This window comes from Pseudomonas sp. LPB0260 (genome assembly GCF_013388395.1).
The window spans coordinates 6,176,874-6,196,374 of record NZ_CP058247.1 but is presented as its reverse complement, the minus strand read 5'-3'; the positions used below and the strand labels follow the sequence as shown (position 1 = coordinate 6,196,374).

At 64.2% G+C, this 19,501-nt stretch carries 19 protein-coding genes; 5 read left to right on the top strand and 14 right to left on the bottom strand.

Annotated features, from left to right (window positions below):
* Positions 1 to 8: 8 nt before the first annotated feature.
* Positions 9 to 302 (top strand): phosphodiesterase, encoded by a 294-nt coding sequence (locus LPB260_RS27940; protein WP_208709274.1) that lies wholly within the window; start codon positions 9 to 11, stop codon positions 300 to 302.
* A gap of 2 nt (positions 303 to 304) precedes the next feature.
* Positions 305 to 1,024: a glycerophosphodiester phosphodiesterase gene (locus tag LPB260_RS27935; RefSeq protein ID WP_208709272.1), complete on the top strand. Its 720-nt coding sequence runs from the start codon at positions 305 to 307 to the stop codon at positions 1,022 to 1,024.
* A gap of 160 nt (positions 1,025 to 1,184) precedes the next feature.
* On the opposite strand, the gene sthA is transcribed toward LPB260_RS27935, so the two are convergent.
* The 9 genes from sthA to LPB260_RS27890 form a co-directional block, all read right to left on the bottom strand.
* On the bottom strand, positions 1,185 to 2,579 hold the full coding sequence (gene sthA, locus LPB260_RS27930; protein WP_208709270.1) for a Si-specific NAD(P)(+) transhydrogenase: 1,395 nt from the start codon (positions 2,577 to 2,579) through the stop codon (positions 1,185 to 1,187).
* A gap of 107 nt (positions 2,580 to 2,686) precedes the next feature.
* Entirely contained in the window at positions 2,687 to 2,914 is a 228-nt protein-coding gene (gene nqrM, locus LPB260_RS27925; protein WP_208709268.1) for a (Na+)-NQR maturation NqrM, read from the bottom strand.
* Positions 2,911 to 3,936, bottom strand: a complete 1,026-nt coding sequence (locus tag LPB260_RS27920; RefSeq protein ID WP_208709266.1) for an FAD:protein FMN transferase — start codon at positions 3,934 to 3,936, stop codon at positions 2,911 to 2,913. The genes nqrM and LPB260_RS27920 overlap by 4 nt, the downstream gene beginning before the upstream one ends.
* Positions 3,937 to 3,938: 2 nt before the next feature.
* A complete protein-coding gene (gene nqrF / locus LPB260_RS27915; protein WP_208709264.1) occupies positions 3,939 to 5,165 on the bottom strand; it encodes an NADH:ubiquinone reductase (Na(+)-transporting) subunit F in 1,227 nt (408 codons plus the stop codon).
* Positions 5,166 to 5,180: 15 nt separating this feature from the next.
* Entirely contained in the window at positions 5,181 to 5,789 is a 609-nt protein-coding gene (gene nqrE, locus LPB260_RS27910; RefSeq protein WP_025167392.1) for an NADH:ubiquinone reductase (Na(+)-transporting) subunit E, read from the bottom strand.
* Complete coding sequence (locus tag LPB260_RS27905; RefSeq protein WP_208709262.1) at positions 5,789 to 6,463, bottom strand: NADH:ubiquinone reductase (Na(+)-transporting) subunit D; 675 nt, start codon at positions 6,461 to 6,463, stop codon at positions 5,789 to 5,791. Before LPB260_RS27905 ends, nqrE begins: the two co-directional genes overlap by 1 nt.
* Complete coding sequence (locus tag LPB260_RS27900; RefSeq protein ID WP_208709260.1) at positions 6,460 to 7,248, bottom strand: Na(+)-translocating NADH-quinone reductase subunit C; 789 nt, start codon at positions 7,246 to 7,248, stop codon at positions 6,460 to 6,462. Before LPB260_RS27900 ends, LPB260_RS27905 begins: the two co-directional genes overlap by 4 nt.
* Positions 7,241 to 8,452, bottom strand: a complete 1,212-nt coding sequence (locus tag LPB260_RS27895) for an NADH:ubiquinone reductase (Na(+)-transporting) subunit B (protein ID WP_208709258.1) — start codon at positions 8,450 to 8,452, stop codon at positions 7,241 to 7,243. The genes LPB260_RS27900 and LPB260_RS27895 overlap by 8 nt, the downstream gene beginning before the upstream one ends.
* 3 nt (positions 8,453 to 8,455) lie before the next feature.
* On the bottom strand, positions 8,456 to 9,793 hold the full coding sequence (locus LPB260_RS27890) for a Na(+)-translocating NADH-quinone reductase subunit A (RefSeq protein ID WP_208709256.1): 1,338 nt from the start codon (positions 9,791 to 9,793) through the stop codon (positions 8,456 to 8,458).
* A gap of 273 nt (positions 9,794 to 10,066) precedes the next feature.
* Here LPB260_RS27890 and LPB260_RS27885 point away from each other — a divergent pair, with 273 nt between their 5' ends.
* On the top strand, positions 10,067 to 10,636 hold the full coding sequence (locus LPB260_RS27885) for a chalcone isomerase family protein (RefSeq protein WP_208709254.1): 570 nt from the start codon (positions 10,067 to 10,069) through the stop codon (positions 10,634 to 10,636).
* A gap of 43 nt (positions 10,637 to 10,679) precedes the next feature.
* Here the strand turns inward: LPB260_RS27885 and LPB260_RS27880 are convergent, their stop codons facing one another.
* Positions 10,680 to 12,146, bottom strand: a complete 1,467-nt coding sequence (locus tag LPB260_RS27880) for a glyceraldehyde-3-phosphate dehydrogenase (RefSeq protein WP_208709252.1) — start codon at positions 12,144 to 12,146, stop codon at positions 10,680 to 10,682.
* A 146-nt stretch (positions 12,147 to 12,292) separates the two neighbouring features.
* Between LPB260_RS27880 and mfd the strand changes: the two genes are divergently transcribed.
* Both mfd and LPB260_RS27870 read left to right on the top strand, forming a co-directional pair.
* Entirely contained in the window at positions 12,293 to 15,730 is a 3,438-nt protein-coding gene (mfd, locus tag LPB260_RS27875) for a transcription-repair coupling factor (RefSeq protein WP_208710200.1), read from the top strand.
* A 10-nt stretch (positions 15,731 to 15,740) separates the two neighbouring features.
* Positions 15,741 to 16,277: a CsiV family protein gene (locus LPB260_RS27870; RefSeq protein ID WP_208709250.1), complete on the top strand. Its 537-nt coding sequence runs from the start codon at positions 15,741 to 15,743 to the stop codon at positions 16,275 to 16,277.
* A 57-nt stretch (positions 16,278 to 16,334) separates the two neighbouring features.
* Here the strand turns inward: LPB260_RS27870 and LPB260_RS27865 are convergent, their stop codons facing one another.
* From LPB260_RS27865 to LPB260_RS27850, 4 genes are read right to left on the bottom strand one after another with little or no spacing between them, the layout of a single operon-like run.
* The gene (locus tag LPB260_RS27865) at positions 16,335 to 17,072 is read right to left on the bottom strand and encodes an S-methyl-5'-thioinosine phosphorylase (RefSeq protein ID WP_208709248.1); all 738 of its coding nucleotides are present in this window, start codon (positions 17,070 to 17,072) and stop codon (positions 16,335 to 16,337) included.
* 10 nt (positions 17,073 to 17,082) lie between these two features.
* Entirely contained in the window at positions 17,083 to 18,081 is a 999-nt protein-coding gene (nagZ, locus tag LPB260_RS27860) for a beta-N-acetylhexosaminidase (protein ID WP_208709246.1), read from the bottom strand.
* A 21-nt stretch (positions 18,082 to 18,102) separates the two neighbouring features.
* Entirely contained in the window at positions 18,103 to 18,627 is a 525-nt protein-coding gene (locus LPB260_RS27855; RefSeq protein ID WP_208709244.1) for a L,D-transpeptidase, read from the bottom strand.
* 48 nt (positions 18,628 to 18,675) lie between these two features.
* Positions 18,676 to 19,383 (bottom strand): TetR/AcrR family transcriptional regulator, encoded by a 708-nt coding sequence (locus LPB260_RS27850; protein WP_208709242.1) that lies wholly within the window; start codon positions 19,381 to 19,383, stop codon positions 18,676 to 18,678.
* Positions 19,384 to 19,501: the final 118 nt, after the last annotated feature.

Sequence of the window (19,501 nt, the reverse complement as noted above, 5' to 3'; positions counted from 1 at the left end):
AGTAGCCCATGCCCCGTCTTCTAGCCCTGCTCGCCCTGCTGCTGCCGTTGTCCGCCCAGGCCGAAACCCTGGAAATTCCGCTCGGCCAACAAGGCGCCTCGAGCATCGACCTGCCGCAGCGTGGCGCATCGCAACGCTCGGTACTCGAGCGTTTCGGTCTGGCCGACGAGGAGCATGCCCCAGTCGGCAAGCCGCCGATCACCCGCTGGGACTATCGCGAGTTCAGCGTGTATTTCGAGTATGACCATGTGATCAACAGCGTGCGCCACCACCAGCCACGCACCGCCCCCAGCAAGGAGTAATCGTGACCCTGATTTACGGCCACCGCGGCGCCAAGGGCGAAGCACCGGAAAACACCCTCGCCAGTTTCCAGACCTGCCTGGACCACGGCGTACGCCGCTGCGAACTGGACCTGCACATGTCTCGCGACGGCGAGCTGATGGTCATCCACGATCCGACCCTCAAGCGCACCACCGGTCGCCGCGGCAAGGTGGTGGAACATGATGCCGCAGAGCTGGTTGGCTATGACGCGCGCCAATGCGGCCCCGAGTGGCGCACGCCCTGCCCTATTCCGCGCCTGGCCGAACTGTTCGAGCAGTGCGACTTCGAGCACTGGCAACTGGAGGTCAAGAGCGCCTCGAAGGTGCGTTCGGCGCGCATGGCCGAGGGGATTGCCGAACTGGCCAAGCGCCATGGCCTGACCGACAAGATCACCGTGACCTCAAGCTCACGCGAGGTGCTGCGCGCCATGCAGCAGCTGCACCCGGAGATTTCCCGTGGCCTGGTCGCCGAACACGCCTGGCTCGACCCGCTGAAAGTGGCTCAGCATTACGGCTGCGACCTGCTCGCCCTGGACTGGACGCTGTGCAGCCCGGAGCGCCTGAGCAAGGCGCAGAAAGCCGGCTTGCATGTCTCGGTGTGGACGGTCAATGACGCCGCACTGATGCGCCGCCTCGCCGATTTCGGCGTGGACAGCCTGATCACCGATTTCCCCGGACTGGCCGTGGCGACACTGACGCCCTGAGGCTGTGGCGCCAACGCCAATCGCGACAAAAGAAAACCGGCCACCAGGGCCGGTTTTTTCTTGCTGCCTGGTCAGAAACTCTCCCGGTTCGGCCACTGCCAGGTCGCGGAGTCGCTGAACGCATCCTCTCCGACCGGCTCAGGCCACCGGTCGGAGCCGCTCAAAAAAGCCGGTTGAGACCATCGAACGCCGCCACGCGATAGGCCTCGGCCATGGTCGGGTAGTTGAAGGTGGTGTTGACGAAATACTTGATGCTGTTCGCCTCGCCCTTCTGGTTCATGATCGCCTGGCCGATGTGCACGATCTCCGAAGCCTGGTAGCCGAAGCAGTGCACGCCAAGCACCTCGAGGGTCTCACGGTGGAAGAGGATCTTCAGCATGCCCACCGGCTCGTTGGAAATCTGCGCCCGCGCCATGCTTTTGAAGAACGCCTTGCCCACTTCATAGGGCACCTTGGCCTGGGTCAGCTCGCGCTCGTTCTTGCCGATCGAACTGATCTCCGGAATGGTGTAGATACCGGTCGGCACATCGTCGACGAAGCGCCAGCTGTCGTTCTCGACGATATTGCCCGAGGCCGAACGGCCCTGGTCATAGGCCGCGCTGGCCAGGCTCGGCCAGCCGATCACGTCGCCGGCGGCGAAGATGTTGCTGATCTCGGTGCGATAGTTCTGGTCGACCTCGATCTGGCCGCGGCTGTTGACCTGGATGCCGATGTTCTCCAGGCCCAGCTTGTCGGTATTGCCGGTACGGCCGTTGCACCAGAGCAGGGCGTCGGCCTTGATCTTCTTGCCGGACTTCAGGTGCAGGATCACCCCGTTGTCCACCCCCTCGATACGCTCGTACTCCTCGTTGTGGCGAATCAGTACGTTGTTGGTACGCAGGTGATAGCTCAGCGCATCGGAGATCTCCGCATCGAGGAAGCTGAGCAACTGGTCGCGGTTGTCGATCAGGTCGACCAGCACCCCCAGACCGCTGAAGATCGAGGCATATTCGCAACCGATGACCCCGGCTCCGTAGATGATCAACCGGCGCGGCGTGTGGCTGAGGGTCAGGATGGTGTCGCTGTCGTAGACCCGCGGATGACGGAAGTCGACATCGGCCGGGCGATAGGGGCGCGAGCCGGTCGCGATGACGATCTGCTTGGCCACCAGGGTTTCCACCACGCCATTGGGGCAGACCACTTCGATGGTCTGCTCGTCGGAGAAACTGCCGGTGCCATAGAACAGGTCGATGCGATTGCGCGCGTAGTAGCCGGTGCGCGAAGCCACCTGCTTGCCGATCACCCGCTCGGCGCTCTTCAGCACGTCCGGAAAGGAGAACCAGCGCGGCTCGCCGATCTGGCGGAACATCGGATTGGTGTTGAACTGCATGATCTGGCGCACCGAGTGACGCAGCGCCTTGGACGGGATAGTGCCCAGGTGGGTGCAGTTGCCGCCGACCTCACGGCGGGTATCGACCACCGCCACCTTGCGCCCGGCCTTGGCGGCGTTCATCGCCGCGCCTTCCCCCGCGGGACCGGAGCCCAGCACCACTACGTCATAGTTGTAGACCGCCATGTTTACTCCTTCAGATCACACCGGGGCGCTTGTATCGCGCCCTCGGCAGGGCCGGCAGCGCTCAGGCGCGCCGACAATCAACTTACCGCCTATGTGCCGGCTGGCGACTAACGCTTGGTCGCGTCGTAGGCCAGATCGCTGGCCGCCTCATCGGAAGTGCGATTGACCTCTTCGCACTTCTCGCGACTGCCGCCGCAAATCGAGCATTCCTTCTCGATGCCCAGATTGGCGATACCGCCGCAGGAACCGGCGATGGGCTTGCGGCCCATGATCACGCCGACCGCCATCAGGCCAACCACCAGTAGCATTGCCAGGAAAACCACTACGAAAATCATTGCTCTTCTCCTGCGGCGAACAGCTGTTCAAACGCCGCGGTAGTCTGGGTGACGAAACCTGTGCCGTCACGGATCACGAAAAACGCTGCGATACCGGCCTGCTCAGCGTAGGCCAAGCCTCGCTCGGGTCCCAGCACCATCAATAGGGTAGACAAGCCATCGGCGCGTAAGGTCGATCGGTCGGCCACGGTCACCGCCGCCAGCTTGTGGGTGATGGGCGCGCCGGTCTGTGGGTCCAGCGTATGGGAGTAGCGTATGCCGTTCTCCTCGAAATAATTGCGATAGTCGCCGGAGGTGGAGATGCCGTAGCCATCCAGCGCCAGGATTCGCTGCGCCACCCGCTCATCGTCCCGCGGGGCTTCGATGGCGATGCGCCAGGGCTCGCCACTGGGCTTGCGCCCGGCCGCCTTCAACTCCCCGGTGACATCCACCAGGTAGCGACCGACGCCCAGCTCGTCGAGGCGGCTGACGATCCGCTCGACCGTGTAGCCGGCGGCGATGCTGTTCAGATCCAGTTGCAGGTCGACGTCCTTGCACAATTGCCCAGCCTCGACGCGCAAGTGCCGGTGACCGGTGCGGCCACGCGCCTCGGCCAGTTGCTGCGCCGTCGGCACCTTTTCCATGCGCGCCTGGGGGCCGAAGCCCCACAGGTTGAGCAGCGGTTCCAGGGTCAGGTCGAAGGCCCCGCCACTCTCCTGGGCCAGGGCCTGGCCGGCTTCCACCAGCTGCAACAGCTCTTCCGGCATGGCCAGGCAACTGCCGGCCGGGGAGCGATTGAACTGGGAGATGAGCGAGTCATCGCGGTAGGTGGACATCTGCCGATCAACCTCGGCGAGGATCGCCTCGGTCTCGGCCTGTAGCACCTCGACAGGCGGCGCACCCTCGGTACGCACGTACTTGACCCTGTAGGTGCTGCCCATGGTCGGGCCGCCGAACTCCTCGACCCGCTCGGAAAACCAGCAGCCCGTTAAGGCGGCCGCCAGGGCGACCGCGATAACGGGCTGGAGTACAGCGTGCAGCATGCTTAGCCGCCGAAGTCGTCGAGCAGAATGTTTTCCTGCTCCACACCCAGGTCGACCAGCATCTTGATCACTGCGGCGTTCATCATGGGTGGGCCGCACATGTAGAACTCGCAATCCTCGGGAGCCGGGTGGTCCTTCAGGTAGTTCTCGTACAGCACGTTGTGGATGAAGCCCTTGAGGCCGGTCCAGTTGTCTTCCGGCTGCGGATCGGACAGGGCCAGATGCCACTGGAAGTTCGGGTTCTCGGCCTGCAGCTGATCGTACTCTTCGTTGTAGAAGGCCTCGCGCATGGAGCGCGCACCGTACCAGAAGCTGATCTTGCGCTTGGATTTGAGGCGCTTGAGCTGGTCGAAGATGTGCGAGCGCATCGGCGCCATGCCGGCACCACCGCCGATGAAGATCATCTCGGCATCGGTGTCCTTGGCGAAGAACTCGCCGAAGGGTCCGTACACCGTGATCTTGTCACCCGGCTTGAGGCTGAACACGTAGGAGGACATCTTGCCCGGCGGCAGGTCGTCCTTGCCCGGCGGTGGCGAGGCGATACGGATGTTGAACTTGACCAGGCCGCGCTCTTCCGGGTAGTTGGCCATGGAGTAGGCCCGAATCACGGTCTCCTCGACCTTGGACACGTACTTCCACTGGTTGAACTTGTCCCAGTCGCCGCGATACTCCTCCTGGATGTCGAAATCCTTGTAGTACACGGTGTGCGGCGGGCACTCGAGCTGCACATAGCCGCCGGCGCGGAAGTCGACGTTCTCGCCCTCGGGCAGCCTGAGCGTCAGTTCCTTGATGAACGTCGCCACGTTGGGGTTGGACTCAACGGTGCACTCCCACTTCTTCACGCCGAATACCTCTTCCGGCACCTCGATCTTCATGTCCTGCTTGACCGCGGTCTGGCAGGACAGGCGCCAGCCCTCCTTGGCCTCGCGACGAGTGAAGTGCGACTCCTCGGTGGAGAGCATCTCACCGCCACCGGACTCGACGATGCACTTGCACTGGGCGCAGGTGCCGCCGCCACCACAGGCCGAGGACAGGAAGATGTCGTTCTCGGCCAGGGTCTGCAGCAGCTTGCCGCCTGCCGGCACGACGATGGTCTTCTCACCGTTGATCTCGATGCTCACGTCACCGCTGGAAACCAGCTTGGCGCGCGCCGCGAGAATGATCAGCACCAACGCCAAGACAATGGCGGTGAACATGCCGATCGCTAGGAAAATCTCGAAATTAATCATCTGCTCATCCTTTCCTTACAGCTGCACGCCAGAGAAGGACATGAAGCCCAGAGACATCAGGCCGATGGTGATGAAGGTGATGCCCAAACCCTGCAGGCCGGCCGGTACGTCGCTGTACTTGAGCTTCTCGCGAATGCCCGCCAGCGCGGCAATCGCCAGGGCCCAGGAGACGCCGGCGCCGATGCCATAGACAGTGCTCTCGGCCAGGTTGTAGTCGCGCTCGACCATGAACAGCGAGCCGCCCATGATCGCGCAGTTCACCGTGATCAGAGGCAGGAACACGCCGAGGGCGTTGTACAGTGCCGGCACATACTTATCCAGGGTCATCTCGAGGATCTGCACGATCGCCGCGATGACGCCGATGAAGGTCAGCAGGCCAAGGAAGCTCAGGTCGACTTCCGGCAGACCGGCCCAGGCCAGCGCGCCATCCTTGAGGATATTGGTGTAGATCAGGTTGTTGACCGGCATGGTGATGCCCAGCACCACCACCACGGCGATACCCAGGCCGATCGCCGTCTCCACTTTCTTGGAGATGGCGATGAAGGTGCACATGCCGAGGAAGAACGCCAGCGCCATGTTCTCGACGAACACCGCACGGACGAACAGGCTGATGTAGTGCTCCATTAGTAAGCCTCCTTATTCGAGACCTGCGGGGCCATCTTGTAGGCGTTGCTCTCGACCTGCTCGGTCTTCCAGCTGCGGATCGCCCAGATGAACAGGCCGATCAGGAAGAACGCCGAAGGCGGCAGCAGCAGCATGCCGTTGGGCTGGTACCAGCCACCGTCGTTGACCACCGGAATGATCTCGTAGCCCATCAGCTTGCCCGCGCCGAACAGCTCGCGAATGATGCCCAGGGCGATGAGGAAGGCGCTGTAGCCCAGACCGTTGCCGATACCGTCGAAGAACGACAGCACCGGCGGGTTCTGCATGGCGAAGGCCTCGGCACGACCCATCACGATGCAGTTGGTGATGATCAGGCCGACGAACACCGACAGCTGCTTGGACAGGCTGAAGGCATAGGCCTTGAGCACCTGGTCCACCACGATCACCAGCGAGGCGATGATCACCATCTGCACGATCATGCGGATCGAGCTGGGGATCTGGCTGCGGATCATCGAGATGAACAGGTTGGAGAAACCGGTCACCAGGGTCAACGCCGCGGACATCACCAGCGCGGTCTGCAGGTTCGAAGTCACCGCCAGGGCCGAGCAGATCCCGAGGATCTGCAGGCCGATGGGGTTGTTGTTGAAGATCGGATTGAGCAGGACTTCTTTAATAGTCGGCTGCGACATGATCAAGCCTCCCCTGCGCGCAGGTTAGCGATAAACGGACCGAAGCCGTTCTGGCCCAGCCAGAACTTGAGCAGATTGTCCACCCCGACGCTGGTCAGGGTGGCGCCGGCCAGGCCGTCGACCTGGTGCTCGGCCTGCGGACTCTGCGGATCGACGCCGCCCTTGACGATCTCCACGGACAGCTTGCCGCTGTCATCGAACAGGGTCTTGCCCGGCCACTGGCCCTTCCACTTCGGATTGTCCACTTCGCCGCCCAGTCCCGGCGTCTCGCCGTGCTGATAGAAGCCCATGCCGACCACGGTATTGAGGTCCCCCTTGACGGCGATGAAGCCGTGCAGGGTCGACCACAGGCCGTAGCCGCGCACCGGCAGGATCAGAGTCTGCACCTGGCCGTCCTGCTCCACCATATACACGGTGGAGTAACGCTCCTGGCGCTTGATCCCGGCGATGTCCTTACCGGCCGGCAGGCTGCTGGACAGCTTCGGATCCTTGGACGCCTTGAGTGGATCGAAGGTGATCGGGTCATGGGCATCGGAGAAGGTACCGGTTTCCAGATCGACCAGCTTGGCGGTAATGGTGCTGTTGAACAGCTCCTTGACCTGCTTGCCGCTCATCGAGGCATCGCCGAGGCCGGCGATCGCCAGGATGCTGCGCTGCTTGTCCAGCAGACGGTTGTCCACCTGAGTCGGCTTCAGTGCGATGGCGGCGCCGGCGACGAACACCGAGCACACCAGGCACACCAACAGGGCCACCGTCAGGGTGCGAGCGGTGGATTCTTTTTGACTAGACATTGCGTGCCAGCCTCCGCTTGATATTGGCTTGAACGACGAAGTGGTCGATCAGCGGTGCAAACAGGTTGGCGAACAGAATCGCCAGCATCATGCCTTCCGGGAACGCCGGGTTGACCACGCGGATCAACACCACCATCACGCCGATCAGGGCACCGAAGATCCACTTGCCGGTATTGGTCATGGAGGCCGACACCGGGTCGGTGGCCATGAACAGCATGCCGAAGGCGAAACCGCCAACCACCAGGTGCCAGTGCCAGGGCATGGCGAACATCGGGTTGGTTTCCGAACCGATGGCATTGAACAGCAGGCTCAGGCCGACCATGCCCAGCATCACGCCGGCGACGATGCGCCAGGAGGCGATCTTGGTCAGCACCAGCACGCCGCCGCCGATGAGGATGGCCAGGGTGCTGGTCTCGCCCAGGGAACCGTGAATGGTGCCGACGAAGGCGTCCATCCAGCTGATGCCCTGATTGACGACGTTCTCGATACCGCCGGAGGCCGCCAGGCTCAGCGCCGTAGCGCCGGCGAAACCGTCGACCGCGGTCCATACCGCATCGCCGGACATCTGCGCCGGGTAGGCGAAGAACAGGAAGGCGCGACCGGTCAGGGCCGGGTTGAGGAAGTTCTTGCCCGTACCGCCGAATACTTCCTTGCCGATCACCACGCCGAAGCTGATGCCCAGCGCCACCTGCCACAGCGGAATGCTCGGCGGCAGAATCAGGGCGAACAGCACCGAGGTGACGAAGAAGCCTTCGTTGACCTCATGCTTGCGGATCGAGGCGAACAGCACTTCCCAGAAGCCGCCGACGATGAAGGTCACTGCATAGACGGGCAGGAACCAGGCCGCCCCCTGGATGAAGTTGTCCCACAGGCTGTTCGGGTCGAACCCGGCCAGGGAACCGATCAGAGAGAAGCGCCAGCCCTCCTGGGCCGCCAGCAGCTCGGGGCTATTGGCGAAGATCAGGTTGGCCTGATAGCCGGCGTTCCACATGCCGAAGAACATCGCCGGGAAGGTGCACAGCCAGACCGTGATCATCATGCGCTTGAGGTCGATGCCGTCGCGCACGTGGGCGGTGGTCTTGGTCACGCTGCCCGGACGATAGAAGAAGGTGTCGATGGCTTCGTACAAGGCATACCAATTCTCGTACTTGCCGCCCTTCTCGAAGTTGTGCTCGATCTTGTCGAGAAAATCGCGAATACCCATGGCTTAACCCTCCTTCTCGATACGGGCGAGGTTATCCCGCAGGATCGGGCCGTATTCATACTTGCCGGCGCACACGTAGGTGCACAGCGCCAGGTCTTCTTCGTCGAGTTCCAGACAACCCAGTTTCTGGGCCATCTCGGTGTCGCCGACGATCAGGTAGCGCAGCAGTTGGGTTGGCAGGATGTCCAGCGGCATCACCGCTTCGTAGTTGCCCACCGGCACCATCGCCCGCGGGCTGCCGTTGGTGGTGGTGGAGAAGGGGAACTTCTTCGCGCCCATCAGCTTGGAGACGAAGATGTTCAGTACCGAATGCTTGTTCACCCCGGCACGCAGGTAGTGCATCAGCTCACGATCGGCCCCTTCGGCCAGGCACGACACCTGCAAGTGGTAGCGCCCCAGGAAGGCAAATGCGCCCTGGGCGGTACGACCACCCAACACCGAACCGGAAATCACCCGGTTGTAGCCGGACTGCAGCTGGCCTGCGGTCAGCTCTTCCAGGTTGGCGCCCAGGCGGGTGCGCAGCAGACGCGGCTGCTCGACCACTGGGCCGGCCAGGGCGACCACGCGCTCGACCCACAGCTGGCCGCTGGTGAACAGCTTGCCAACCGCGATCACGTCCTGGTAGTTGATCGACCAGACGCTCTTGCTGGCGTTGACCGGATCGAGGAAGTGGATATGGGTGCCGGGCAGACCGGCCGGGTGCGGACCGGAGAAAGCGGCGGCCTGCACATTGGCCTGCTGCTCGCCCGGAAGGCTCGTGCCCTCGGCCTTGCACAGGAACACCTTGCCCAGGCGGCTCAGTACCTTGAGACCGTTCTCGAAGTCGCTGGCGTACTCGCCGATCACCACGGTCGGATCGGCCGCCAGTGGATGCGTGTCGATGGCGGTGACGAAGATCGAGCTGGGCACCGCATCGACGGCCGGCACCTTGCTGAACGGACGGCTACGCAGTGCGGTCCAAAGGCCGGACTGCTGCAGGTTCTCGCGCACCTGGGCATCGCTCAGGCTGTCCAGCTGGGTGGCCGGATACTGGGCGAAGCTCAGCTGCTCGTCGCCGTCGAGGTCGATCACCACCGACTGCAGCACACGCTTCTCGCCGCGATGAATCGCGCTGACCACGCCGGTGCCCGGTGCGGTATAGGTAACCCCCGGAGTCTTCTTGTCGGAGAACAGCACCTGACCGAGCTTGACCCGATCACCGACCTGAACCTCCATCGTAGGCTTCATACCGTGATAATCGAAGCCTATGACGGCGACGCTACGCACCGGCCTGGCGGCCTCTATGCGTTGCGCCGGCGCGCCTGTTATGGGCAAATCAAGCCCATTTTTTATCTTGATCATAGGTTTGCCTAACCACTGATTTATAAGCTTTTTTTGAATACGACCGACATCCTGCGCGGCTCATTTCGAAAACCAGGCTGAGCCAGCAATCGGAGAGAACAGGAGTGTCGAACGCGGGTAAAAAATCCGTTCGATTATAGATTCGCGCCCACCGACTGACCACCCAAGCGCTTGCTTTTTTTAAGTTTTCAGTCAAGTAGGCGGAGCAGCGACAACTTGACGCAAGCGCCCCGAGGGGTGAAATAGAACCATTGTCCGAATACGGAACTCACCATGACCCGAATACTTGCACTAGTCACGTTTTTCCTCTTGAGCTTCCCCCTTCAGGCCGGCAGCGACGAGCGCCTGCGTGAGGCGAACTTTCCGGGGCTCTACTCGCTCGATCAGGTCGACCTGGAACTGAAGAACCAGAGCGTGCTCCGCTACCTGTGGGCGGATGTCTACGCCGCCGCGCTCTATGCCGCTCCCCAGGTGAGCGCACGCCAGGCGCTCGACGCCCGGCACAGCAAGCGCCTGGAGCTGTACTACTTCCGCGATATCGACCGCGAAGACGTGATAGAGGCCGCCTGGGTCACGTTGCGCAGGCAACGCGACACCGCCACCCTCGGGCGCCTGCGCGAGGAACTGGACGCGCTGCACGCCAGCTTTCGCGACATACGCCCCGGCGACCGCTACGCCCTCAACTATGCCGCCGGCAGCGGCCTGAGCCTGGAGCGCAACGGCGAGACCGCCTTCTTCAGCCGCAACAGCGTACTGGCCAACGCCTATCTGGGTATCTGGCTGGCGCCCGACGGCCTGTCGGCGCGCCTGCGCGACAACCTGCTGGCAGAATCGCCGCAATAAAAAACGGGAGCCGTAGCTCCCGTTTCGTGTGACCGCCTAGGGCTTAGCCCGGGAAGGCCGGCGGGTTGACCCCAACCATGTCTTCCATCACGCGAACCACCTGGCAGCTGTAGCCGAACTCGTTGTCGTACCACACATACAGCACGACCCGGTTGTCGTTGGCGATGGTCGCATCGGCATCCACTACCCCGGCATGGCGCGAACCGACGAAGTCGGTCGACACCACTTCCTGGGAATTGACGAAATCGATCTGCTTGTGCAGATCCGAGTGCAGCGCCATGTAGCGCAGGTACTCATTGACGTCTTCGCGACTGACCGACCTCTCCAGATTGAGATTGAGGATCGCCATCGACACGTTGGGCGTCGGCACGCGAATCGCGTTGCCGGTCAACTTGCCTTTGAGCACCGGCAAGGCCTTGGCCGCCGCGGTAGCCGCGCCGGTCTCGGTGATCACCATGTTCAGCGCCGCGCTGCGACCACGACGACTGCCCTTGTGGAAGTTGTCGATCAGGTTCTGGTCGTTGGTGTAGGAGTGCACGGTTTCGACATGGCCGTTGACGATGCCGTACTTGTCGTTCATCGCCTTGAGCACCGGCACGATGGCGTTGGTGGTGCAGGAGGCGGCGGAGACGATCTTGTCGTCGGCGGTGATCTCGGCATGGTTGATGCCATGCACGATGTTCTTCAGCGCACCCTTGCCCGGCGCGGTGAGCACCACGCGATCGATCCCCGGGCACTTGAGGTGCTGGCCCAGGCCTTCGGCGTCACGCCACTTGCCGGTGTTATCGACCAGCAGGGCATCCTGGATGCCGTACTGGGTGTAGTCGATGGACGCCGGATCGTTAGAGTAGATGATCTGGATCAGGTTGCCGTTGGCGGTCAGGGTGTTGTTTTCCTCGTCGATGGTGATGGTGCCATCGAACGGCCCATGCACGGAGTCGCGGCGCAGCAGGCTGGCGCGCTTGACCAGGTCGTTGTCCGCTCCCTTGCGCACGACGATGGCGCGAAGGCGCAGACCGTCGCCACCACCGATCTTCTCGATCAGGATGCGTGCCAGCAAGCGACCGATACGGCCGAAACCGTAGAGCACCACGTCAGTACCCTTGCGCGCCACGGCATTCTGCTGGCCGGCAACCGGCGCCAGCTCATCGCGCACGAACTCCTCGATGCTGCGGCCGTTGGCCTCCTGGAGGAACTTGGCCATCATCCGCCCCAGATCCACCGAGGCGGCGCCCAACTTGAGCTCGCTCATGGTCTTGAGCATCGGGAACGTGTCGTGCACCGACAGCTCGGCATCGCCATCCAAGCGATGACGCGCATAGCGGTGGGCCTTGAGAATCTGGATGACGGAGCGGTTGATCAGGCTACGACCGTAGATCGAGGTGACCACGTTGTTGTTGCGATAGAGTTGGCCAATCATCGGAATCATCGCTTCCGCAAGGGCTTCTCGATCGATCCACTCACCGAGACACTGGTCGGGCTTCTGAGTCACGGGCAGTACCTTCCACATGTAGGGGCTGAAAAAAGGGGCTACATTATGACGGCGCGCGCATGCATGAGCAATGCGCAGCTGTCGCAACTGACAGCTTGCGCCCTCGCCCGCTACAATCGCCGGCCTTGTACCACGACCGTGAGCCGCCCGTGCCTTTACCGACCGTGTCCGTACTGCGCCTGCCGCCCCTGCCCGCCACTGCCGGGAAACAACACTGGGGCAACCTGCCCGGCGCCGCCCTGAGCCTGGCCGTTGCCGAGGCGGCCAGCGCCGTCCAGCGCTTCACCCTGCTACTGACCGCCGACAGCCAGAGCGCCGAGCGCCTGGAGCAGGAGCTGGCCTTCTTCGCGCCGTCGCTGCCGGTGCTGCATTTCCCCGACTGGGAAACCCTGCCCTACGATCTGTTTTCGCCGCACCAGGACATCATTTCCCAGCGTATCGCCGCGCTCTACCGCCTGCCGGAGCTCAAGCACGGCGTGCTGGTAGTGCCGATCACCACCGCCCTACACCGCCTGGCACCGACCCGCTTCCTGCTAGGCAGCAGCCTGGTACTGGATGTCGGCCAGAAGCTCGACGTCGACGAGATGCGCCTGCGCCTGGAGGCAGCGGGCTACCGCTGCGTCGACACCGTGTACGAGCACGGCGAGTTCGCCGTGCGCGGCGCGTTGATCGACCTGTTCCCGATGGGCAGCGAGCAGCCCTACCGCATCGACCTGTTCGACGACGAGATCGAGACCCTGCGCACCTTCGATCCGGAGACCCAGCGCTCGATCGACAAGGTCGAGTCGATCAAGCTGCTGCCGGCGCGGGAGTTCCCCCTGGAGAAGAAGGCCGTCACCGATTTCCGCGGGCGCTTTCGCGAACGCTTCGACGTCGATTTCCGCCGCTGCCCGATCTATCAGGACCTGGCCACCGGCATCACCCCGGCCGGCATCGAGTACTACCTGCCGCTGTTCTTCGAGGAAACCGCAACCCTGTTCGACTACCTGCCCGCGGACACCCAGGTGTTTTCCCTGCCTGGGGTGGAGAAGGCCGCCGAGCATTTCTGGTCCGACGCGCGCAGTCGCTACGAGGAGCGCCGCGTCGACCCCGAGCGCCCGCTGCTGCCGCCAGCCGACATCTTCCTGCCGGTGGAGGACTGCTTCGCCCGCCTGAAGAACTGGCCGCGGGTGGTGATCAGCCAGGAAGACATCGAACCGGGCGTCGGCCGCCAGCGCTTCAACGCCCAGCCCCTGCCGGACCTGGCCATCGAGGCCAAGGCCAACGAGCCGCTGGCCGCGCTGCGCCGCTTCATCGAGACGCACCCGGGGCGCATCCTCTTCTGCGCCGAATCGGCAGGGCGCCGCGAGGTGCTGCTGGAACTGCTCGCCCGCCTCAAGCTCAAGCCCCGGGAGGTCGAGGGCTGGGACGAGTTCAGCGCCAGCGGCGAACGCCTGGCCATCTGCATCGCGCCGCTCGACGAGGGCCTGCTGCTCGACGAACTGGCGCTGATCGCCGAAAGCCCGCTGTTCGGCCAGCGGGTGATGCAGCGCCGCCGCCGCGAGAAGACCCGCGACGGCGGCGACAATGTGATCAAGAACCTCACCGAGCTGCGCGAAGGCGCGCCGGTGGTGCATATCGACCACGGTGTCGGCCGCTACCAGGGCCTGATCACCCTGGAAATCGACGGCCAGAGCGCCGAATTCCTCGCCCTGCAGTACGCCGAGGAGGCCAAGCTCTACGTGCCGGTGGCCAGCCTACACCTGATCGCCCGCTACACCGGCAGCGACGACGCCCTGGCGCCGCTGCACCGCCTGGGCTCGGAAACCTGGCAGAAGGCCAAGCGCAAGGCTGCCGAACAGGTGCGCGATGTCGCCGCCGAGCTGCTCGACATTTACGCCCGGCGGGCCGCCCGCGAGGGCTATGCGTTCGCCGACCCGCAGCTCGACTACGCCACCTTTAGCGCCGGCTTCCCCTTCGAGGAGACCCCCGACCAGCAGGCCGCCATCGACGCGGTGCGCGAGGACATGCTGGCGGCCAAGCCGATGGACCGCCTGGTCTGCGGCGACGTCGGCTTCGGCAAGACCGAGGTGGCCATGCGCGCCGCCTTTATCGCCGTGCACAGCGGCCGCCAGGTAGCCGTGCTGGTGCCCACCACCCTGCTCGCCCAGCAGCACTACAACAGCTTCCGCGACCGCTTTGCCGACTGGCCGGTCAAGGTCGAGGTGATGAGCCGCTTCAAGAGCGCCAAGGAGGTCGGCGAGGCCATGCAGCAGCTGGCCGAGGGCAAGGTGGACATCGTCATCGGCACCCACAAGCTGCTGCAGGACGACGTCAAGTTCAACAACCTGGGCCTGGTGATCATCGACGAGGAACACCGTTTCGGCGTGCGCCAGAAGGAGCAGCTCAAGGCCCTGCGCAGCGAGGTGGACATCCTCACCCTGACCGCCACGCCGATTCCGCGCACCCTGAACATGGCCGTGGCGGGCATGCGCGACCTGTCGATCATCGCCACGCCGCCGGCACGCCGCCTGTCGGTGCGCACCTTCGTCATGGAGCAGCAGAGCGGCGTGGTCAAGGAAGCCCTGCTGCGCGAGCTGCTGCGCGGCGGCCAGGTCTACTACCTGCACAACGACGTGAAGACCATCGAGAAGTGCGCCGCCGACCTGGCCGCCCTGGTGCCGGAGGCGCGCATCGGCATCGGCCACGGGCAGATGCGCGAGCGCGACCTGGAGCAGGTGATGAGCGACTTCTATCACAAGCGCTTCAACGTGCTGATCGCCTCGACCATCATCGAGACCGGCATCGACGTGCCGAGCGCCAACACCATCATCATCGAGCGCGCCGACAAGTTCGGCCTGGCCCAGCTGCACCAGTTGCGCGGCCGCGTCGGCCGTAGCCACCACCAGGCCTACGCCTACCTGCTGACGCCGCCACGCAAGCAGGTCACCGACGACGCGCAGAAGCGCCTGGAGGCCATCGCCAATGCCCAGGACCTGGGCGCCGGGTTCGTCCTCGCCACCCACGACCTGGAAATCCGCGGCGCCGGTGAACTGCTCGGCGACGGCCAGAGCGGGCAGATCCAGGCCGTCGGCTTCACCCTCTACATGGAAATGCTCGAGCGCGCAGTGAAGGCGATCCGCAAGGGCGAGCAACCGAACCTCGAGCAGCCCCTGGGCGGCGGCCCGGAAATCAACCTGCGCCTGCCGGCGCTGATCCCCGAGGACTACCTGCCGGATGTGCACGCGCGCCTGATTCTCTACAAGCGCATCGCCTCGGCCACCGACGAGGACGGCCTGAAGGAGTTGCAGGTGGAGATGATCGACCGTTTCGGCCTGCTCCCCGAGCCGACCAAGAACCTGGTGCGCCTGACCCTGCTGAAGCTGCAGGCCGAACGCCTGGGCATCAAGAAGGTCGATGCCGGCCCCCAGGGCGGGCGCGTCGAGTTCGCCGCCGACACCTGTGTCGATCCGCTGACCCTGATCAAGCTGATCCAGAGCCAGCCCAACCGTTACAAGTTCGAAGGTGCCACCCTGTTCAAGTTCCAGGTGCCGATGGAGCGCCCGGAGCAACGATTCAATACCCTGGAAGCGCTCTTCGAGCGCCTGATCCCCGCCGCTTAAGGACTCAACCATGCGCGCATTCCGCACCCTGGCCCTGCTGCCGCTCACCCTGCTCATGCTGCTCGCCACGCCGGCTGTCGCCGACGGCCTTTTTCAGGTCGAGGTCATCGTCTTCCGCCAGGCCGGCGAGCCGGTCCCGGCCAGCCAGCCGGCGCCGGACGACTGGGCCCAGGGCGCTCCCTCCATTGACCTGGGCAGCGAGCGCGGCACCGCGCTGAACAGCGAAGCCGCCAAGCTCAGCGCCGCCAACGGCTACCAGGTGCTGCTGCACAAGGCCTGGTCGCAGAGCCTGTCCGGCTCCCCCAGCCGCGTGGCACTGAGCAGCGGCGGCGAGCAGTTCGGTCACTTTCCCGTAGAGGGCACCCTGAGTCTCAGGCTGGCGCGCTTCATCGACGTCGAGGCCGACCTCTGGGTCAACCAGTTCGACGCCAGCGGCCTGCTGCAGGGCAGCGAGCGCCTCAAGCAGGACAGCCGCCTGAAGAGCGGTGAACTGACCTACCTGGACCATGGCAGCCTGGGGCTGCTGATACGCGTCAAGCCGCTATAACTCGATACCACGAAAAAGGGCCGCGCGATGCGGCCCTTATTTCATCCAGTCGCCGGTTTACCCGGCCAGCACGCGCGCCAGCACCGCCTTGACCTGGCCCATCCCCTCATCCAGCGCACGCTCGATCTCCGCCATGGTGATCAAGGCCGTGGACTTGCCGGCCGCCGGATTGACCACCAGCGACAGACAGGCATAAGGCAGCGACAGCTCACGCGCCAGCACCGCCTCGGGCATCCCGGTCATGCCGACGATATCGCAGCCGTCGCGCTCCAGCCGGGCGATCTCCGCCACCGTCTCCAGTCGCGGCCCCTGGGTACAGCCATAGACGCCATGGCCGCTGAAGGCGCAGCCTTCGGCCGCCAGGGCGGCACACAGCTTGTCGCGCAACGCCCCGTCGTAGGGGTGGCTGAAGTCGACATGGGTGACATGTTCCAGCTCGCCTTCGTAGAAGGTGTGCGCGCGCCCCGAGGTGTAGTCGATGATCTGGTGCGGTACGCAGAAATGCCCGGTGCCCATGGCCGCATGGATGCCGCCCACGGCGTTCACCGCGATGAGCGCCTGGGCGCCGGCCTCCTTCAGCGCCCAGAGATTGGCGCGGTAGTTCACCTGATGCGGCGGAATACGGTGCGGGTGGCCGTGCCGCGCGAGGAACAGCACCTCGCGCCCGGCGTAGTCGCCGCGCAGCACCGGCGCCGAAGGCGGACCGTAGGGCGATTCGAGATTCAAGGCCGAATTGATGGTCAGGCCCTCCAGCTGGGTCAGGCCGGTACCACCGATAATGGCGTAAACAGTCATCAAACGTTCCTCAATCAATCAGTTGGGCGGCGCGCAGGGCAGTCATGGCATCCAGCCAACGCGGGTCCTGTCGATACTCGACGCCCGGGAAGGCCCGCCGGCGTATCTTGGCCAAGCCAGCCGGCACGCTGACCTTGAGGCGCTGCAAGGCACTCAGGGCCAACTCCGCCGCCGCACGATCATTGCACACCAGGCCCATGTCACAACCCGCCGTGAGGGCCGCCTCGATGCGCCCGGCGGCGTCGCCGGCCACATGGGCGCCGGCCATGGACAGGTCATCGCTGAAGATCACCCCGGTGAACCCCAGCTCGCCGCGCAGGATTTCCTGCAGCCAACGACGCGAGAAACCCGCGGGCTGACTGTCGACCTGGGAATAGATGACGTGGGCCGGCATCACCGCGGCCAGCTCACCGCTGAGCCGCACAAACGGCTGCAGGTCGCTGGCGCGAATCTGTTCTAGGCTGCGCTCGTCCACCGGTATGGCCACATGGGAGTCGGCCTCGGCCCAACCATGGCCGGGAAAATGCTTGCCGGTGGCCGCCATTCCTGCCGTGCCCATGCCGCGAATGAAGGCCCCGGCCAGCACCGCCGCCCGCTGCGCATCGCCCTCGAAGGCGCGACTGCCGACCACCGCGCTGCGCTGGTGGTCGAGGTCCAGCACCGGAGCGAAACTCAGGTCCAAACCGGCCGCCAATACCTCGGTGGCCATGATCCAGCCGCAGTACTCGGCCAACGCCTCGGCATTCTGATTGTCCGCCACCGCGCGCATGGCCGGCAGGCGCACGAAACCATTGCGCAGGCGCTGCACACGGCCACCTTCCTGATCCACGGCCAGCAGCAGTTCGGGGCGCACGGCGCGAATCGCCGCGCACAGCTCGCGCACCTGCCGCGGGTCCTCGATATTGCGTGCGAACAGAATCAACCCGCCCACCTCCGGCTGCCTCAGCAACTGGCGGTCCTCGGCGGTCAGCCAGGTACCGTCGATATCCAGCATCAGCGAACCTTGCATGCTTGAACTCACTCGAAATCCTTAATTGAGGGGCATCGCCGCCCAGCCCGGGCAGGACGCTTCTTCGATGCGCACTGCGCACCTCAGGGGAACACGGGGGAACAGGGCGATCAGATCTTCATTGCGCAGGCGTACGCAGCCATGGGAGCGCGGCTCCCCCATCGGCTCGGTGTCCGGGGTACCGTGCAGGTAGATGTAGCGGCGAAAGGTGTCCACGTTGCCGAGCCGGTTGCGTCCCGGCTCGCAGCCGCTAAGCCAGAGAATCCGCGAAAGGATCCAGTCCCGCTCGGGAAACTGCGCGGCCAGTTCGGCAGACCACTGCTCGCCGGTCCACCGCCGCCCGCGCAGCACCGCGCCAACCGGCAGCCCCTCACCGATCTTCGCCCGCACCTGGTGCAAGCCCCGCGGCGTACAGCCGGAGCCATTGAGCTCACCGGGACCATTGAGCGCCGTGGAAACCGGCAGGCGCAGCAGCAACTGCCCGTCGACGAAGCCGTACAGGCACTGATCAGCAAGCGAAATATGCAGAAGGTCGAGATCGCGCATGGGCGGCTAGCTTAGCGGATCATGCCCGCCAAGCCCACCCGCTCACCGTTACACCTTGGCGGAGACGACCGAGCTCTTGACCCGCGCCCTGTGCTGGGCGGCCGCCAGCGCTTCATCGGCCAGACCGGACTCCGCCCGCATGCCCGCCGCCAGAAACGGCACCATCAGGCGCATCACCTGCTCAATCGAGGTATTGACCCCGAAATCGGTCTCGGCCATGGCCCGCAGGGCCTTGATCCCAGACATGCTGAACGCCGCGGCACCCAACATGAAGTGCACTCGCCAGAACAGCTCCAGCGGCGGTATGCGTGGCGCCGCCTCATGCACCAGCAGCATGTAACGCCGGAAAACCTTGCCGTAGACTTCTTCCAGGTACTTGCGCAGGTGGCCCTGGCTCTGACTGAAGGCCAAGCCCAGCAGGCGCATGAAGATCGACAGGTCGTTGCCACTGCGCGGCTTCACCGCCAGGGCCTGCTCGACCAGCAACTCGAGCAGCTCCTCGAGACTGGCCTTACCTTCAGGCTTGGCCTGACGGCGGTCGAGTTCACGCTCGAGACTGGCGCAGAACGGCCCGAGAAAGCGCGAGAAGACCGCCTGGATCAGCGCCTTCTTCGAACCGAAATGGTAATTCACCGCTGCCAGGTTGACCCCGGCCTTACTGGTGATCAACCGCAGGGAAGTCTCGGCGAACCCCTTCTCCGCGAACAGCTGCTCCGCAGCATCGAGGATACGTTCTACGGTTTCCGATTGAGCCATGACCTTCACACCTGACAAACACTTGTTTGAAACATACGTTTCAGCCCTACTTCTTGTCAAGCCGCGCCAGACGTCTTTCGGCCGACCAGTCACAATTTCACAGTAGCGAGCTTGTGCA

Coding starts and splice junctions, on each gene's coding strand:
- nqrF (WP_208709264.1), bottom strand. CDS start 5,165: ATGATTAATTTCGAGATTTTCCTAGCGATCGGCATGTTCACCGCCATT.
- LPB260_RS27880 (WP_208709252.1), bottom strand. CDS start 12,146: ATGTGGAAGGTACTGCCCGTGACTCAGAAGCCCGACCAGTGTCTCGGT.
- sthA (WP_208709270.1), bottom strand. CDS start 2,579: ATGGCGGTCTACAACTATGACGTAGTGGTGCTGGGCTCCGGTCCCGCG.
- LPB260_RS27900 (WP_208709260.1), bottom strand. CDS start 7,248: ATGTCTAGTCAAAAAGAATCCACCGCTCGCACCCTGACGGTGGCCCTG.
- LPB260_RS27895 (WP_208709258.1), bottom strand. CDS start 8,452: ATGGGTATTCGCGATTTTCTCGACAAGATCGAGCACAACTTCGAGAAG.
- LPB260_RS27850 (WP_208709242.1), bottom strand. CDS start 19,383: ATGGCTCAATCGGAAACCGTAGAACGTATCCTCGATGCTGCGGAGCAG.
- LPB260_RS27940 (WP_208709274.1), top strand. CDS start 9: ATGCCCCGTCTTCTAGCCCTGCTCGCCCTGCTGCTGCCGTTGTCCGCC.
- LPB260_RS27870 (WP_208709250.1), top strand. CDS start 15,741: ATGCGCGCATTCCGCACCCTGGCCCTGCTGCCGCTCACCCTGCTCATG.
- nqrM (WP_208709268.1), bottom strand. CDS start 2,914: ATGATTTTCGTAGTGGTTTTCCTGGCAATGCTACTGGTGGTTGGCCTG.
- LPB260_RS27865 (WP_208709248.1), bottom strand. CDS start 17,072: ATGACTGTTTACGCCATTATCGGTGGTACCGGCCTGACCCAGCTGGAG.
- LPB260_RS27920 (WP_208709266.1), bottom strand. CDS start 3,936: ATGCTGCACGCTGTACTCCAGCCCGTTATCGCGGTCGCCCTGGCGGCC.
- nqrE (WP_025167392.1), bottom strand. CDS start 5,789: ATGGAGCACTACATCAGCCTGTTCGTCCGTGCGGTGTTCGTCGAGAAC.
- nagZ (WP_208709246.1), bottom strand. CDS start 18,081: ATGCAAGGTTCGCTGATGCTGGATATCGACGGTACCTGGCTGACCGCC.
- LPB260_RS27885 (WP_208709254.1), top strand. CDS start 10,067: ATGACCCGAATACTTGCACTAGTCACGTTTTTCCTCTTGAGCTTCCCC.
- LPB260_RS27890 (WP_208709256.1), bottom strand. CDS start 9,793: ATGATCAAGATAAAAAATGGGCTTGATTTGCCCATAACAGGCGCGCCG.
- LPB260_RS27855 (WP_208709244.1), bottom strand. CDS start 18,627: ATGCGCGATCTCGACCTTCTGCATATTTCGCTTGCTGATCAGTGCCTG.